This window comes from Persicitalea sp. (assembly GCF_041751555.1).
Classification (GTDB): Bacteria; Bacteroidota; Bacteroidia; order Cytophagales; family Spirosomataceae; genus Persicitalea.
On record NZ_JBGSXF010000498.1, the window covers coordinates 1 to 14,925 of the forward strand.

Genomic DNA, 14,925 nt, shown 5'->3' on the forward strand with positions numbered 1-14,925 from the left:
TTCATGGCTACTTCGCCCCATACGCCACCGCCGCCCGTGATGACCTTATTGGCCAGTCGCGCCAGCGCGCCGGGGTCGGCACGGTACTTATTGGAGACATCGGTAAAGGCCGGGCCAACTGACTTCTGGTTGATTTGGTGACAAGCCTTACAGTCGCTTTTTTCCAGAAGTTCTTTCCCTAAATCCATGTTATCCGCCGATTCCTGGTGGCCGATGAGTGCCGCCTGGTTGGCGAGTTGCGGAATGAAGTTGAATTTGACCTTGACCCGTTTCTGGTCGATGGCTTTGTCTTCTTTGTCTTTCACTTTGACATCATACGCAAACGACTCGTTGTCGAAGTAAAACGTACGGTTGTTAGGGGTCTCAATCGCGAGTTGGGGCAGCGTGTTGCCTACCCGAACAAAAAGTGTATCGACACTACTGGCCCCGGATGGGTCGGTGACGCTAAGAACGACGGGAAAAGTACCGTTTTTGGGGAAAGAGAAAGTGACGATTCCGCCGTTGGAGGTGACCGTGTTGTTTCCAAATTTCCAGCGATAGGTGAGCGGATCTTTATCCAAATCGTAACTTTTCTTAGTGTCGAAAGTCACCCGTAATGGGGCGGTTCCGAGCGAATCCGTGGCCGAAATAATCGCTACCGGAGCGCGGTTTCCGGCGTTATAGTCAATGCGCACCAGCCGGGCATCGGCATTGTCAATGCCATAGACTGAGCCGTATTCCAGCGCGTAAAGCGAGCCGTCGGGACCAAAAGTCATGTCGATGGGCCGTCGAAAATCGCCTGTAGCGGGCATGAACTGCGCCATGCTACGGTAGTTCTGATCGTCGTCCAAATCTACCGCAAACACCCAGTTGCGCATCCATTCAGTGATAAAGAGTTTTTTGTTAAAGTACTCAGGAAATTTTGTGTCCGATTTCAGAGCCGGATTAAAGTTGTAGACCGGGCCGATGATCGCGCTGCGTCCGCCCTTGTCCAACTCTGGGAACTCCGGCGACACGTCGTAAGGATACCAGATCAAAGCCTTCTGCGCGGGGGGCAGATTTTGTATGCCCGTGTTGTTGGGTGAATCGTTGACCGGGTGCGCCGGATCGAAAAGCGGGCCGACTTTCTCGGTGGCGAAATCCAAATCGTGGTAAGCCTTATTGTCGCCGATAAAGTAGGGCCAGCCGAAGTTCCCTGCTTTCTTTGCCTGATTGAACTCGTCGTAGCCCTTTGGTCCTGGTTCACCGTCTTTGCCGCTATCGGGGCCGATTTCGCCCCAGTAAAGAAAACCCGTCTTATTGTCCACCGTGATGCGATAAGGATTGCGGCAACCCATGACGTAAATCTCGGGGCGCGTTCCGGCGGTGCCTTTGGCAAATAAATTTCCGTCAGGGATCGTAATAGTACCATCCGGCTCAGGATGGACGCGCAGAATGGCACCGCGCATATCGTTAGCGTTGCCCGCCGCGCGTTGGTCGTCGAAAAACTCTCGGCCGGGCCGCTCGTCGATAGGCGTGAAGCCTTTGGAAGCGAACGGGCTGGTGTTGTCGCCCACCGAAATGAACAGGTTGCCGTCGGGCCCGAAGGCCAGCGAACCACCCGTGTGGCGGCTGATTTCATAGTCGATCGGAATTTCCAGCAACACTTTCTCCGAGGCTATGTCCAGCGTATTGTCGTCCCGCAAGGTGAAGCGCGACACGTGCTGCTTTGGCGTATCGGAAATGGGGGTGTTGTAGAAATATATAAATTGATTCTTTGCAAAATCCGGGTCTAAGGCCAGGCCTATCAACCCGTTGCCGTACTTGGTTTCCCAGAAGACAGGAAACTCGCGGATCAGCTTCGTTTGCCGAGACGCGGGGTCATATACGTAGAAATTGCCTTTCCGCTCAGTGAAGAACACCCTGCCGTCGGGGGCCACGGCCAGTTCCATTGGCTCGTTGAGGTCGTTGGAGATGACGGTTTTGGTGAAGCGATTCTCTTCGGGAGGGGAAGCTGATTGAGCGAGCGCCGAGAATCCAAATAGCAAAAGGCAATATACTTTTATGGTACTTTTAGGAATTCGATAAAACGTAGGGGTAAGCATAATATGGGTCGAATTGAGCAGATGCGACGATTAGAAAAATCGTTATCTCAACGAGCAAAAAGAAAATCTCTTGTTAAACTCACTATCTAAATGACTTATTCGTTCCGCATTTCCCCTAAAAAACAATTCACCAAATCGATGGCTCACCCACACCGCCACAAACTATCCGTAAAGTAATGTTGACTATCAAAAAAATTCTTTTCAACGATAAATCCACTTTCAGCCGCTAGGTCTTTGATTTCATCCAAGGTATATTTCTTGGAGAGTTCAGTGCGAATTAATTCATTTTGCTGAAAATGAAACGATTGATCCAAAGCTTCAACGTAAACATCCTGCTCCGCCAGACTCACCAGCATACTACGGACTTCGCCGTTGTGAGGATCATAAAAACTGTAAAAATCAAACTGATCCAGCGGAAAAGTCGCGCCCAACTCGCTGTTCATTCGTGTGAGCAGATTCATATTGAAGGCGCGCGTGACACCTTCTGAATCATCGTATGCCTTCTGAATAACCCGGGGATTTTTGCACAAGTCAAAACCCGTTAGTAAGCGACCTTCCGTTTCCATGACATTGCGAATCATTCGCAACAAGCCAATTGCCCCGTCTTTTTCGTAATTCCCGATGTTCCCACCCAGAAAAAGATAAAGATTAGGCCTTCCCTCCGAGTCGAGGCTATTCAGTACTTCGAAGTAATCGCCCACCAAAGGCCGAACATCCAGACCGGGAAGATCTGCCGCCAGTTTGCCTTCCAACTGTTGCATGGCCTCACCCGAAATGTCAATGGGCATGTAGGTGAAATCAGTTCGTTGTCCAACCAGGTACTTCAGCAGTTCCTTGGTCTTCAGGCCATCGCCTGCCCCGAGTTCGATGATATTAAACGGCTCGTGGTACGGTAGTGCGGCGGCAATGTCGGCAGGTTGGCGCGTCAGAATCTCCATTTCGGCACGGGTCGGGTAGTATTCCGGCAAGTCCATAATTTGCTGAAAAATCCGGCTGCCTGCGTCATCGTAGAAGTACTTGGAAGACAAGTTTTTGGGAGTAGAAGAAAGGCCTTCCCGCACATCTTCGGCGAAAGGAGATAACTCAATAGATGATGGGTGACCAATATCGTACAATGGAATGTGAGTTTTAAGTGATAGAACGTATTGAGGATGAGCATTCACTCATTCAAAATTGATTACCTGATCAAGCGCACCCCCATGCACTGCCACTGCAAATGCGGATGGAAGAAGTTGCGATAAGTGGCGCGGCTGTGGCCGGGCGAGGTGGCGGTGGAGCCACCACGCAACACCATTTGATTAATCATAAACTTGCCGTTGTACTCACCGATGGCGCCAGGTGCCTTGCTGAATCTCGGGTAGGGAAGATACGCGCTGTGTGTCCATTCCCAGCGCTGCCCCCACGCCAATTGCGGCGAAGCTGCTTCCCATTCGAACTCCGTGGGTAGGCGCATTCCTTTCCAGGCCGCGAAGGCAGATGCTTCGTAAAAGTTGACGTGACACAGCACCGAGCTTGGATTAACTTTCTGGAGACCACCCAGGGTATAATTGTGCCATTCGCCCTCGATCTTGTGCCAGTAGAGCGGGCCTTGTGCTTCGTTGGCGTTGACCCACTGCCAGCCTTCGTCCAGCCACAGGTCGAAGTTTTGGTAACCGCCATCCTCAATGAATTCCGAGTACTCACCATTGGTGACGAGGGCTTTATTGATGGCGAAATCTTCCAGATAGACCTTGTGTTGGCCTAGTTCATTATCGTAGTGAAAATCGCCTTCCCGGAAACCTATCTCGTAAATTCCTTTTTCAATTTTTGCCCAGCCTGTCTCTTCATTTTGGACTTCAGTCAGCGAAAAGCCCTTTTTATAAACCGGGAAGATGGGGTTGTGGCCGAAGATGTATTTCAAATCCGTGATGAGCAGTTCCTGGTGCTGTTGCTCGTGATTCAGGCCCAGAATGATGAGTTCCTCCAGTTCGGGAGTCAGATCATCAGCCATGAGCTGCTGCATGGCTTCGTTGACGTAGCTGCGGTATTTGTAGACTTCCTTCACGCCGGGGCGGGTGATGTTGCCCCGGTCAGTGCGGACCACACGGCTGCCCATGTGGTTGTAGTAACTGTTAAAGAGGTAGCTAAAATCGGAGTGGTAGCGCTCGTAGTTTTTCTGAAATTTTACCAAAATAAACTCCTCGAAAAACCAACTGGTGTGCGCCAAATGCCACTTTGGCGGGCTAACAAAGTCGATGGGCTGCGGAATGTAGTCTTCCAGTTGCAGCGGCTCGCAAAGGTCTTCGGTGTATTGGCGTACTACCTCGTAGCTGGCGGCGGTGTCGCGGTGTTGGGTGGTGTCGGGGACAAGTTCTATTGTATCGGTTTCCAAGAGCATGGCGGCTTGACGTGTTATTTGCAAGAAGGCAAAACAATAAAGTCGTGCCAGCCAAGGAGAAACGCAGCGTTGGGGGAAGTTGTTTGGGAAAAATGTCAACCAGTGCCCTTTGTCGTCTCAGTTGATTCGTTCAAAAAGTACGAGCCGGGGCAGTGTCCGATTGACCCACGTAACTACCGTAGTTTGAGGGTTACAAGAGATAGGATGGCGAGCATAATGCCTACGATCCAGAAGCGGGTAACGATTTTCGACTCGTGGTAGCCCTGCTTCTGAAAGTGATGGTGCAGCGGCGACATGAGGAGAATGCGTCTGCCTTCGCCGAAGCGTTTTTTGGTGTACTTAAAATAGCTCACCTGCAAGATGACCGACAGGCTCTCGGCTAGAAAAACGCCGCACAAGACGGGAATAAGCAATTCTTTGCGGATGGCTAGCGATATAACCGCGATGACGCCGCCCAGCATGAGGCTACCTGTGTCACCCATAAAGACCTGCGCTGGATAAGCATTATACCACAAGAAACCCACGCAAGCCCCGATCAGGGCCGCGCAAAAAACGACCAGTTCGCCCGAGTTCGGGATGTACATAATGTTGAGGTACTGCGCGAACTTGACGTTTCCCGAAAGGTAAGCCAACACGCCTAATGTGAGGACGATGATCCCCGAGGTGCCAGCCGCGAGGCCGTCGATACCGTCGGTGATGTTGGCTCCGTTGGATACGGCTGTGATAATGAAAATGGCTACGATGGTGTAGATAATCCAGGTGTATTCGTCAGGGAGCCATCCAAACAGTACTGAATTGTAGTCAAACTCGTTATTTTTCAAAAAAGGCACGTTGGTAATCATCGGATTGACGATGTCGCGGTACTGCTGAACTTCACCAAGGGTACTACTCAGCAGCGGTTTATCGTAAACTCTGATCTTAACATTCTCATTGAAGGAAAGCGTCAAGCCCACGATCAAACCCAATCCAACCTGCCCGATGATCTTGAAACGGCCCGCCAGGCCTTCCTTGTTATTCTTGAATTTCTTAATGTAGTCGTCTATAAAACCAATCATACCCGTCCAAACGGCGGTGATGATGAGCAAGATTATGTAGACGTTAGTGAGATTGGCGAAAAGCAACACCGGAATGAGTAACGCGGCCAGGAGGATGAAGCCACCCATGGTCGGAGTACCCTTTTTTTCCATTTGCCCGACCAGCCCCAGGTCACGGATACTTTCACCTACTTGTTTGCGACGCAGGAAGTCGATGATTTTGCTGCCATAGACCGCCCCAATTATTAAAGATAAAATGGTACAACTAAGAGCCCGAAAGGAAAGATACTGAAAAACGCCCGCGCCGGGGAAATTGAATTGTTTGTCGAGGTACTCGAACAAATAGTAAAGCATAGGGGGGAGGTAATTGAACGTGCGGGATAAAAGTAGGGAAAAAAGGGTCAACGGTCAACGGTTAAGGGTCAACGGTTCGCGGATTTCCATTTTTAACGGAATCTACTGGATGGCATAGAACGCCGTTTAACCGTTGACCGTTAACCGTTGACCCTGTTTTTTCCCGTTGCCAAAAAGGCTTCCCGCAGTACCTCCCGATCATCAAAATCATACTTGATGCCTTTGATCTCCTGGTAGGTTTCGTGACCCTTGCCCGCTACGAGGACAATGTCCCCCGCTTTAGCTTCGGCGCAGGCACGGTAGATGGCCTCACGACGCTCGGGAATCACGGATAGTTTCTTGAAATGTAGAGGCGGAACGCCCATGCGCATTTGATCCAGAATAGCCTCTGGTTCCTCGTTGCGCGGGTTGTCGGAGGTAAGGTACACACGGTCGCTCATTTTGCTGGCGATGGCGGCCATTTTGGGTCGTTTTTCAGCGTCGCGATTGCCACCGCAGCCTACTACGGTGATAATCTGCTCCTCGCCCTGGCGCAGTTCGGTGATTGTCTCGAGTACGTTTTGCAGGGCATCAGGCGTATGAGCATAATCCACGATACCTACTACTTTCTGAACAGAATGTACCTGTTCAAAGCGTCCCGGCGGACTTTGCAGCTCGGAAAGTACAGACAAAACTTCCTCGGACGCTTCGCCCAGCAGTATTGCCGCGCCGTATACCGCCAACAGATTGTAGGCGTTGAAGCGGCCAATGAGCCGGAACCACACCTCGTAGCCGTTCAGATTCATGTGCATCCCGAATAGCGTTTCGGAGAGTAGTTTGCCCTTAAAGGCCGCCATCGTTTGCAGCGAGTAGGTTTCTACTTTTGCCGCTGTGTTTTGCACCATCACGCTGCCGCGTCGGTCGTCGATGTTGACGAGGGCGAAAGCCGAGCGGGGTAGTTGATCGAAGAAGCCCTTCTTGGCCTTGATGTAATTGTCGAAGGTTTTATGGAAATCAAGGTGGTCGTGGGTGATGTTGGTAAAAATTCCGCCAGCAAAAGTCAGCCCGGTGATGCGCTGCTGGGCGACCGCGTGGGAGCTTACCTCCATGAAAACATGGGTGCAACTCTGCCGCCGCATCTCGGCCAGCAGGGCGTTGAGCGTAACAGAATCAGGGGTAGTATGGGTGGAGGGAATAACCTCATCCTCGATCTGGTTTTGCACCGTCGAAATTAGCCCGCAGCGGTAGCCTAATGTCCGAAACATCCTGAAAAGCAGCGTAGCCACGGAGGTTTTACCATTGGTACCCGTGATGCCAATCAACTGAAACGACCGCGAAGGGTGTTCGTGAAACGCCGCTGCCAGCCAACCCATGGCCCGTGCTGAATCTGAAACTTGTACATAGGTCACGTCAGGACGGGTAGTGGCGGGTAATTCCTCGCACAAAACTACACCCGCCCCCAGGTCGAGTGCTTTCTCGATGAAATCATGACCATCGACCTGCGTCCCGCGCACGGCCACAAAAAGCGTGGCCGGCCCTGACTTCCGCGAATCCAGCACAATAGCCGCCACCGGGCGATCGGTATTGCCTACCACGTTGGCTTCGGGAATCTCCTTTAATAAAACACCTAATGACTTAAAATTCTCTCCCATCTCAAAAACTTAAATTCACTATCAACTGTCAACTACATCATTTTAACCCCAGCATGATCCGCTTCGCTCCCGAAACACTAACCCCGGGTTCCAGCGACTGCGTCACGACTTTTCCCGAACCCTTGAAACCGACGCGGAAGCCTTTGTTTTCCATAATGTAAAGGGCGTCGCGTAGCGGCATTCCGCGCAGATCAGGTACTTCGGCTTTATCCACCGGACGAGTGGCCCACTTGGTTTTACCCTCTCCGGCTGTGCTGCCTTGCACCCAGCGGTTGCTATCGGCCGACATTCCGCCTGAATCCGTCGCTGGTTCGGGCGGAGTGCTGAGATTCAGTACCTTCGCCATCACATCTACCTCATCGGCTCGGCCCGTCCACTTGATAGGGGAGGGATCGCCAACGGGATCTAACGGGGCGGGAGCGTGCAGACTCAGGTCGTAGGCATAAATGCGGTCGGCAACCTGTTTGAACACGGGTGCGGCTACCTCCCCAGCGTAGAGGTCGGAGCCGCCCGCCAGCGAATTGTCCACCAAAACCATACAACTGTACTTGGGGCGGTCGGCGGGAAAATAGCCGACGAAGGAAACGCGCAGTCCCCTACGAGCCATGTACTTACCATTTACGATTTTCTGGGCGGTACCCGTCTTGCCCGCCACGCGGTACGGGCTGGCTTTGAGGCCGGGGGCTGTGCCGCGTTGCACTACACCTTCCAGCATCCCCTGCACTAGTTTGATGGTGCGCTCCGAGCAAATCGGGGAGGACGTGACGTAAGGTTCGTAGGTGTTCACAATTTCGCTGGAACTACGCACCTGCTCCACAATCATCGGCCTGACCCAGTATCCTTGATTGGCCACGGCGTTGTAGAGAGCCAGGATCTGGATCGGCGCCAGGCGCATGTCGTAGCCGTAGGACATAGGCGTAAGCGAAGTTTTGCCCCACAGCTTCGAGTTGCGGTCACGGATAAAGGGCGCGGCCTCGCCCTGCATGTGGATACCCGTGCGGTTTTTGAGGCGAAATTTCTCAAGATAGGCCAGGTACTTATCGGGCTGGCTATAAAAGTACTTTTGCATGAGCAGATGGGTACCGATGTTGGACGATTTTTCAAGTACCTGGCTGGCAGTCAGGCTACCGAAGCCGCCCCGGTGGGCGTCGTTGATAGCCAGCCCGCGATACACCAGCCGCCCGCTGCCCGCATTGACCCATACCTTATCGGGGTCGATGCCGGTCTCCTCCAACACCGCCATCATAGTGGCTAGCTTAAAGGTAGAACCGGGGTCGGCTCCCATAGCAAGGGCATAGTTTCGGTCGTCCACGAAACGGTTGGGGCCCTTGCGAGTAAGGTTTGACAGAGCCTTTATCTTACCCGTTGCGACTTCCATCACGATCACGCAGCCGTAGTTGGCCTGATACTTTTCAAGCGCTTTTTTCAGGGATGATTCGGCCACATCCTGAAAGTTAATGTCGAGCGTGGTGTGAATATCACTACCTGTTTCGGGACGAAGGTTGAATTCATCCGAAACGGGCAACCGCACGCCGCGTGGAAGTACCTGTACCCAGTTTGCCCCATTAGTACCAGCCAGTTGACGATTGAAACTAGCTTCCAGCCCCACCCGGCCCCTTCCGGTTTCGGAATCGACTGTACCGACGGTGCGGTCGGCCATCGGCGAGAATGGGCGGTATCGGCGGTACTCGGTGGTGAACTTCCCGGCCATTGTTTTTCTATACTTCAACTTACCGTTGGCGTCCTCTAGCTTGTCGTCACCCCGCCGGAAGAATGGCCAACTCATGATTCGCTCCCGCGTCCGATAGCTTACAGCCCGATTGTGTAACCGGAGAGTTGAGGATTTTCCATCCCGCGTGCGTCTGATCATCGCTCTATAACCGTTCCTGGTTCTTCTACCGAATACTTGAGCGAGGCTGTCGGATAGAGCGTCGAGATGATCGGCGAAGTAGGTGCTGTCGGGGTACTTGGCATCCAATTCTACGAAATAGTAGGGAATTGAGGTCGCCAGCAAACTACCGTCATTGGCGTAAATGTTGCCCCGCATGGCCTGAACAGTATCCATCCGCATATTGCTGGCAGCTGCGCGCTCGCCCCAGGTCTTGTCCTGGAACACCGCAAAATATTGAATCCACACCAGCCGTCCTGCTACTACCACCGATAGCAACATTAGAACGACCGCCACTACGTAAGCCCGATTCATAAGGGCCTGCTTCTCATTTGTGGTGCTTTTCTTCATGGAATCAGTATTGTTGATGTGTGTACGGGATCGCCCGCCCAGCTGCTAATTTGGGGGCCTTACCAGAGATGTGACGCTGCTTTTTGTGCCTCGAAAACCATCTACTCTCTCTCTTCTGAGAGCGAAACTATCTTTTTCGGCGGCGTAAGATTTTCCTCCAGCCCCATGGCTTTTACTCGTTCGACAATCTCAGACTGCTTGCCGCTTTTCATGTACGCTGCCTTGGTAGCTGTGTACTCGGCCCGAAGGTCTTCTACTTCTGTTTTTAATTTCAAACTTCTAATAACGTACTGCTCAGAAAGGTATCCCACCCTTTCGTAGGCAACCAATAAAAACACGACCCATAAAAAATAATAGAAGTACCGGATCGGAACCCGATCCTGATGGCGCTCGTCTTTCTCGCCGAAGATTCTTTCCAGCGGCAAAAAACGATTCAACCAATTGAAGAGCGAAAATTCCCTCTTCGGCTTAGGGGGCGGGGGGGGAGTGCGGCGTTGGTTCATATTTTTTAATTTTGAATGATAGAATGGTAGAATAGGCTGGCGCAAGCAATATTCTATCATTCTATCATTCACTCATTCAAAATTAATTAACTCCGCTACCCGCAACTTGGCGCTCCTGGCGCGGGGGTTACGTTCTATCTCTTCGGCGGTGGCTTCGGTGGGCTTGCGGGTGAGGGCTTTCAGGGGCTTGATTTCGTTGCCGTAAAAGTCTTTTTCCACTTCGCCTTCCAATTTTCCCTTATTGATAAAATTCTTAACCAGCCGATCTTCCAGCGAGTGGTAAGACATCACGACCAGCCGCCCGCCGGGTGCGAGGGCGTCGGGTACTTGGGGCAAAAATTCTTCCAGTACGGCCATTTCTTCGTTTACCTCAATGCGCAGGGCCTGAAATATTTGAGCAAAGTACTTATTCTCGCGGTGCCGGGGCGCGTAGCGTCCGGCCACCGCCTTCAAATCGTTGACCGTCTCGATGGGGGAATTGTGGCGCACGGCGACGATGGCCTCAGCCACGGTGCGGGCGTTGTGGACCTCGCCGTAGCGGCCCAGCACCGACTGCAACTCCGCCGCGCTGTACTCATTCAAAATCTGCCGGGCGTTGTATTCGCCCTGCCGATTCATGCGCATGTCGAGCTGCGCCTCGAAGCGGGTTGAAAAGCCCCGCTCGGCGGTGTCGAACTGGTGCGACGACACGCCCAAATCGGCCAGAATGCCATCCACCTTACTAGCTTTGTATAATTTCAAATAACGATTCAGGTGCCGGAAGTTGGCCGCGATGAAGGTAAAACGCGGGTCACCTTTTAGCTCTTGGGCGTTAACCGCTGCGTCGGCATCCTGATCGAAAGCCAGCAGACGGCCAGTTGTCAGCCGTTCCAGAATCGCCCGCGCGTGGCCGCCGCCGCCGAAGGTCACATCCACATAAGTACCTTCGGGCTGGATGTCCAGACCTTCAAGGCATTCGGCAAGCATGACGGGGGCGTGATATTGGGACGGGATAGCGGTTTCGGTCTTCATGGATTGGGCAGTCGTTGGACACCGGAACTTTATTTTGCGGCGAGTCCGTTACAAACTTAATAATTTTCCGGGGGAAGGCTCGTCCTTTTGCCCGGATTTAATTTTTCTCCCTATCCTCTTTTTTTTTATTAAAAAATTGAAAATGAAGAAGCTATCCTTCTGGATTTTTGCTTTAGTTGGCCTTTCGCTGGCCGCTTGCGATTCACCTTCCACAACTACAATCAAGAATGGAACCTGGCGGGCTACGCTCCTGCGCGATGGCCACACGCTGCCTTTCCTGCTCGACATTGAGACTAATTCCGACGGGCAAACGTACTCCGCCTACGCTCTCAACGGCACGGAACGCTTCAAGATGGATACGGCCTACGTTGAAAACGATTCGCTACACATTCCGGTAGAATTGTACGACTCGGAGTTGATCGGCAAGATTGGCGAGGACAAGTTGACGGGTGTTTGGCGGGAAAGCCGTCCGGGGCAGCCGGTGGGTGAGCTGCCCTTCGAGGCGGTTTACGGACAGGCGTACCGTTTCTTTGAACAAGGAATTATCGCCAGCGGTGTTTCCGTAGGTGGCAAATGGGCGGTTAAGTTCGTCACCGAAAATCCGGCGGATTCTTACGAGGCCGTGGGTATTTTTGAACAAAAAGGCTCGGAATTGACGGGTACTTTTCTCACGCCGACGGGCGACTATCGCTACCTGGCGGGCAATGTCAAAGGCGACAGTATGTACCTCTCCTGTTTCGATGGTACCCACGTTTTCCTGTTTACTGCTGCCCTCCAGTCCGATGGCACCCTAAGCGGCGAAGCCTTCTACGGCCTCACGAGCTACGAAACCTGGACTGCCCGCCCCGACGCCAACGCCAAACTACCCGATGCCAATACGCTAACGTTCATAAAGCCGGGCTACGACTCTTTTGATTTCAAGTTTCCCAATGCCGACGGCAATATGGTTTCTTTGCAAGATGCCGCTTTCAAAAACAAAGTAGTGGTCGTGCAGATCATGGGATCGTGGTGTCCCAACTGCATGGACGAAACGCGCTTCCTGGCCCCCTGGTACAAGAAAAACCGCGACCGGGGCGTCGAGATTGTCGGCCTGGCTTTTGAGCGCTCGGGTAAGCTGGAAGATTCCGCCCCCAAACTGAGAAAGATGGCTCAGCGCTACGATGTCTATTACCCTATGCTCCTCGCGGGTACCAGCGATAAGGACTCGGCGGCCGCGTCGCTGCCAATGTTGAACCACGTCATGTCTTTTCCGACGACGATTGTTTTGGATAAAAAACACAACGTCCGCAATATCCACACCGGCTTCTCCGGCCCCGGTACGGGCAAGTACTACGACGAATTCGTGGCCGATTTCAATCGGTTGGTAGATAAGTTGGTGCAAGAATGACCAGGCAGGAAAAACTCCTCCTTTTCGTCCTGGCGTGTATCAACTTTACGCACATCGTTGATTTCATGATCATGATGCCGCTGGGGCCGCAGTTGATGCGGCACTTCGGCATCGGGCCGCAGGCGTTTGGGTTCATCGTGTCGTCGTACAGTTTGAGCGCGGGCATTTCCGGGTTTCTGGCGGCTTTTGTCGTGGATCGCTTTCCGCGCAATCAGGTCGTCATGATGGCTTACGCGGGCTTCGTTATTGGGACGTTGGCTTGTGGCATCGCTCCTAACTACCAGATGCTCATCGCGGCACGGGTGTTGGCAGGTACTTTCGGCGGAATTTTGGGAGCACAGGTGCTGTCTATCGTGGGCGATGTGTTTGCCTACGAACGTCGGGCGCAGGCCATGTCCATCGTGATGACGGCCTTCTCGGCGGCTTCCGTTGTGGGCGTACCGTTGGGGCTGTACATCGCTACTGAGTTCAGTTGGCACGCGCCGTTTCTGGCCGTTGGTTTTTTGGGCATCGGCGTTTGGTTCCTCATTTGGCGCTTTGTCCCCCGGCTGGATTCGCATTTGGTCAGCAAGCACCAGCGTCCGAATCCCATTACGGTACTGACCACGATTGTCCGCAATCCGAACCAGTTACGGGCTTTGTGGCTGACGACCACGATCATGCTGGGGCATTTCAGCATCATTCCCTATATCTCGCCTTACCTGGTTTCCAACGTAGGGTACAGCGAAAGCGACATCTACCTTATTTATCTGGTCGGCGGGGCGTTGACTATTTTCTCCGCCCCGCTGGTTGGCAAGCTGGCAGACCTGAAAGGTAAGTTTTCCATTTTTGTCGTATTTGCGATGCTTTCGCTTATCCCGATTTACCTAATCACGCACATGACGCCTTCGCCGCTGGTTTACGTGCTGTTCGTGTCCGGGATGTTCTTTATTTTCTCCAACGGACGGCTCGTCCCGACCCAGGCCATGACTACTTCGGTAGTACTTCCGCAGAATCGGGGCGGCTTTATGGCGATCAATTCCTCAGTGCAGTTGCTCTCGCAGGCCTTAGCCACTTACGGAGCAGGCGTCATCATTGGCAAAACTGCTATCGGGGAACTTACGAACTACGGCACGGTGGGCTTCCTGGCAATGGCTGCCATTTTCGGCAGCATTTTTATTGCTCGCCTGGTGAAGCCCGTCGATGCGGCTCCGGTGGCTGTCTCAGAAACTGCCCCTCCGATTTTGGTAAAGTAAAGGTTGCTTTTTGTAGCCTTGAGACGCCAAGATGCTCACTAGTGAGTAAAAGATAGCCCTGATTCCCTTGTTAGGCTTGTATAAGGGGCAAAAGGTGTCCGAAACCTATGTCCCTCCAAAACGTTGTGGGTAGATGATGCAAACTTTACCCAAGACCGGGTTCGCAGGTCTGAAAGAAAACTGGCAGAGCGATTTGCTGGCTGCCTTGAGCGTTTCGCTCGTTGCTTTGCCCTTAGGTCTGGGCATTGCCATCGCTTCCGAAGCCCCGCCCATGGCGGGGCTGTTTGCTGCCATCATCGGGGGCATCGTCACCACCTTTTTTCGGGGCAGTCACATCGCCATCAACGGCCCGACGGCGGGCCTGATCGCGGTGATTCTGGGTTCGGCCATTACGCTGAACGACGGCAGCGGGCAGACGCTGAACTATATTTTTGCCGCCATCGTGGTGGCGGGCGGTCTACAGGTCGCGCTGGGTTTGTTGAAACTGGGGCGTTTGGCTGAGGTGTTTCACTCCACAGTCATTCGTGGGATTCTGGCGGCGATCGGTGTTATTATCATCGCCAAACAAATCCATGTCGCGCTGGGAACCGAAACATTTTCTACTAAGGTGTTTGATATTTTCGGCGACGTCATCGATCAATTGCCCGAGATCAACCCCTTTGTGGCCGTCATTTCCGTGATCGGCCTTACGATTATGATTGTCCACGCCCGCACCCGGCCGGGGTTATTCAAGTTGCTGCCCGCGCCCATGTGGGTGCTGATTGCGTCCGTTCCTTTGGTGTACGCCTTCAATTTTTTCGACACCCACGTCGTGACTTTTTTGGGCAAAGAACATTTCGTCGGGCCGCATTTACTGGTGTCGGTTCCTTTTAATCCGCTCGACGCCATTGCTTTGCCCAACTTCTCGCGCATCGGGGATTTGCCTTTCTGGATCTCGGTCATTTCCATTACCATGATCGCCAGCATCGAGTCGCTGGCGGCTTGCAAGGCTATCGACAAGCTCGATCCCTACAAACGTAAGACGGATTTGAACAAAGACCTTGTTGGTGTTGGACTGAGTACGATGCTCTCGGGGCTGATTGGCGGCCTTC

Annotated in this window: 11 protein-coding genes; 3 read left to right on the forward strand and 8 right to left on the reverse strand. The window is 52.8% G+C overall.

The window, feature by feature from the left end:
* The 8 genes from ACEW8P_RS17565 to rsmH all read right to left on the reverse strand — a co-directional run.
* The coding region (locus ACEW8P_RS17565) for a PQQ-dependent sugar dehydrogenase (RefSeq protein WP_373514378.1) at positions 1-2,063 on the reverse strand (2,063 nt) is incomplete at its 3' end.
* A 143-nt stretch (positions 2,064-2,206) separates the two neighbouring features.
* On the reverse strand, positions 2,207-3,178 hold the full coding sequence (gene egtD / locus ACEW8P_RS17570; protein ID WP_373514379.1) for an L-histidine N(alpha)-methyltransferase: 972 nt from the start codon (positions 3,176-3,178) through the stop codon (positions 2,207-2,209).
* 62 nt (positions 3,179-3,240) lie between these two features.
* Positions 3,241-4,440 carry an ergothioneine biosynthesis protein EgtB gene (gene egtB, locus ACEW8P_RS17575; protein WP_373514380.1) on the reverse strand — a complete coding sequence of 400 codons (1,200 nt, stop codon included), beginning with the start codon at positions 4,438-4,440 and terminating at the stop codon, positions 3,241-3,243.
* A 173-nt stretch (positions 4,441-4,613) separates the two neighbouring features.
* Positions 4,614-5,828, reverse strand: coding sequence for a phospho-N-acetylmuramoyl-pentapeptide-transferase (gene mraY / locus ACEW8P_RS17580; protein WP_373514381.1), 1,215 nt, complete (start codon positions 5,826-5,828; stop codon positions 4,614-4,616).
* A 140-nt stretch (positions 5,829-5,968) separates the two neighbouring features.
* On the reverse strand, positions 5,969-7,459 hold the full coding sequence (locus ACEW8P_RS17585; RefSeq protein WP_373514382.1) for a UDP-N-acetylmuramoyl-L-alanyl-D-glutamate--2,6-diaminopimelate ligase: 1,491 nt from the start codon (positions 7,457-7,459) through the stop codon (positions 5,969-5,971).
* A 37-nt stretch (positions 7,460-7,496) separates the two neighbouring features.
* Positions 7,497-9,698, reverse strand: coding sequence for a penicillin-binding protein (locus ACEW8P_RS17590; protein WP_373514383.1), 2,202 nt, complete (start codon positions 9,696-9,698; stop codon positions 7,497-7,499).
* 101 nt (positions 9,699-9,799) lie between these two features.
* A complete protein-coding gene (locus ACEW8P_RS17595; RefSeq protein ID WP_373514384.1) occupies positions 9,800-10,201 on the reverse strand; it encodes an FtsL-like putative cell division protein in 402 nt (133 codons plus the stop codon).
* Positions 10,202-10,273: 72 nt separating this feature from the next.
* A complete protein-coding gene (gene rsmH / locus ACEW8P_RS17600) occupies positions 10,274-11,212 on the reverse strand; it encodes a 16S rRNA (cytosine(1402)-N(4))-methyltransferase RsmH (protein ID WP_373514385.1) in 939 nt (312 codons plus the stop codon).
* A gap of 142 nt (positions 11,213-11,354) precedes the next feature.
* Between rsmH and ACEW8P_RS17605 the strand changes: the two genes are divergently transcribed.
* The 3 genes from ACEW8P_RS17605 to ACEW8P_RS17615 all read left to right on the forward strand — a co-directional run.
* Positions 11,355-12,599, forward strand: a complete 1,245-nt coding sequence (locus ACEW8P_RS17605; protein ID WP_373514386.1) for a peroxiredoxin family protein — start codon at positions 11,355-11,357, stop codon at positions 12,597-12,599.
* Positions 12,596-13,834 carry an MFS transporter gene (locus tag ACEW8P_RS17610; RefSeq protein ID WP_373514387.1) on the forward strand — a complete coding sequence of 413 codons (1,239 nt, stop codon included), beginning with the start codon at positions 12,596-12,598 and terminating at the stop codon, positions 13,832-13,834. The genes ACEW8P_RS17605 and ACEW8P_RS17610 overlap by 4 nt, the downstream gene beginning before the upstream one ends.
* A gap of 133 nt (positions 13,835-13,967) precedes the next feature.
* A partial coding sequence (locus ACEW8P_RS17615) for a SulP family inorganic anion transporter (RefSeq protein ID WP_373514388.1) occupies positions 13,968-14,925 on the forward strand: 958 nt, incomplete at its 3' end.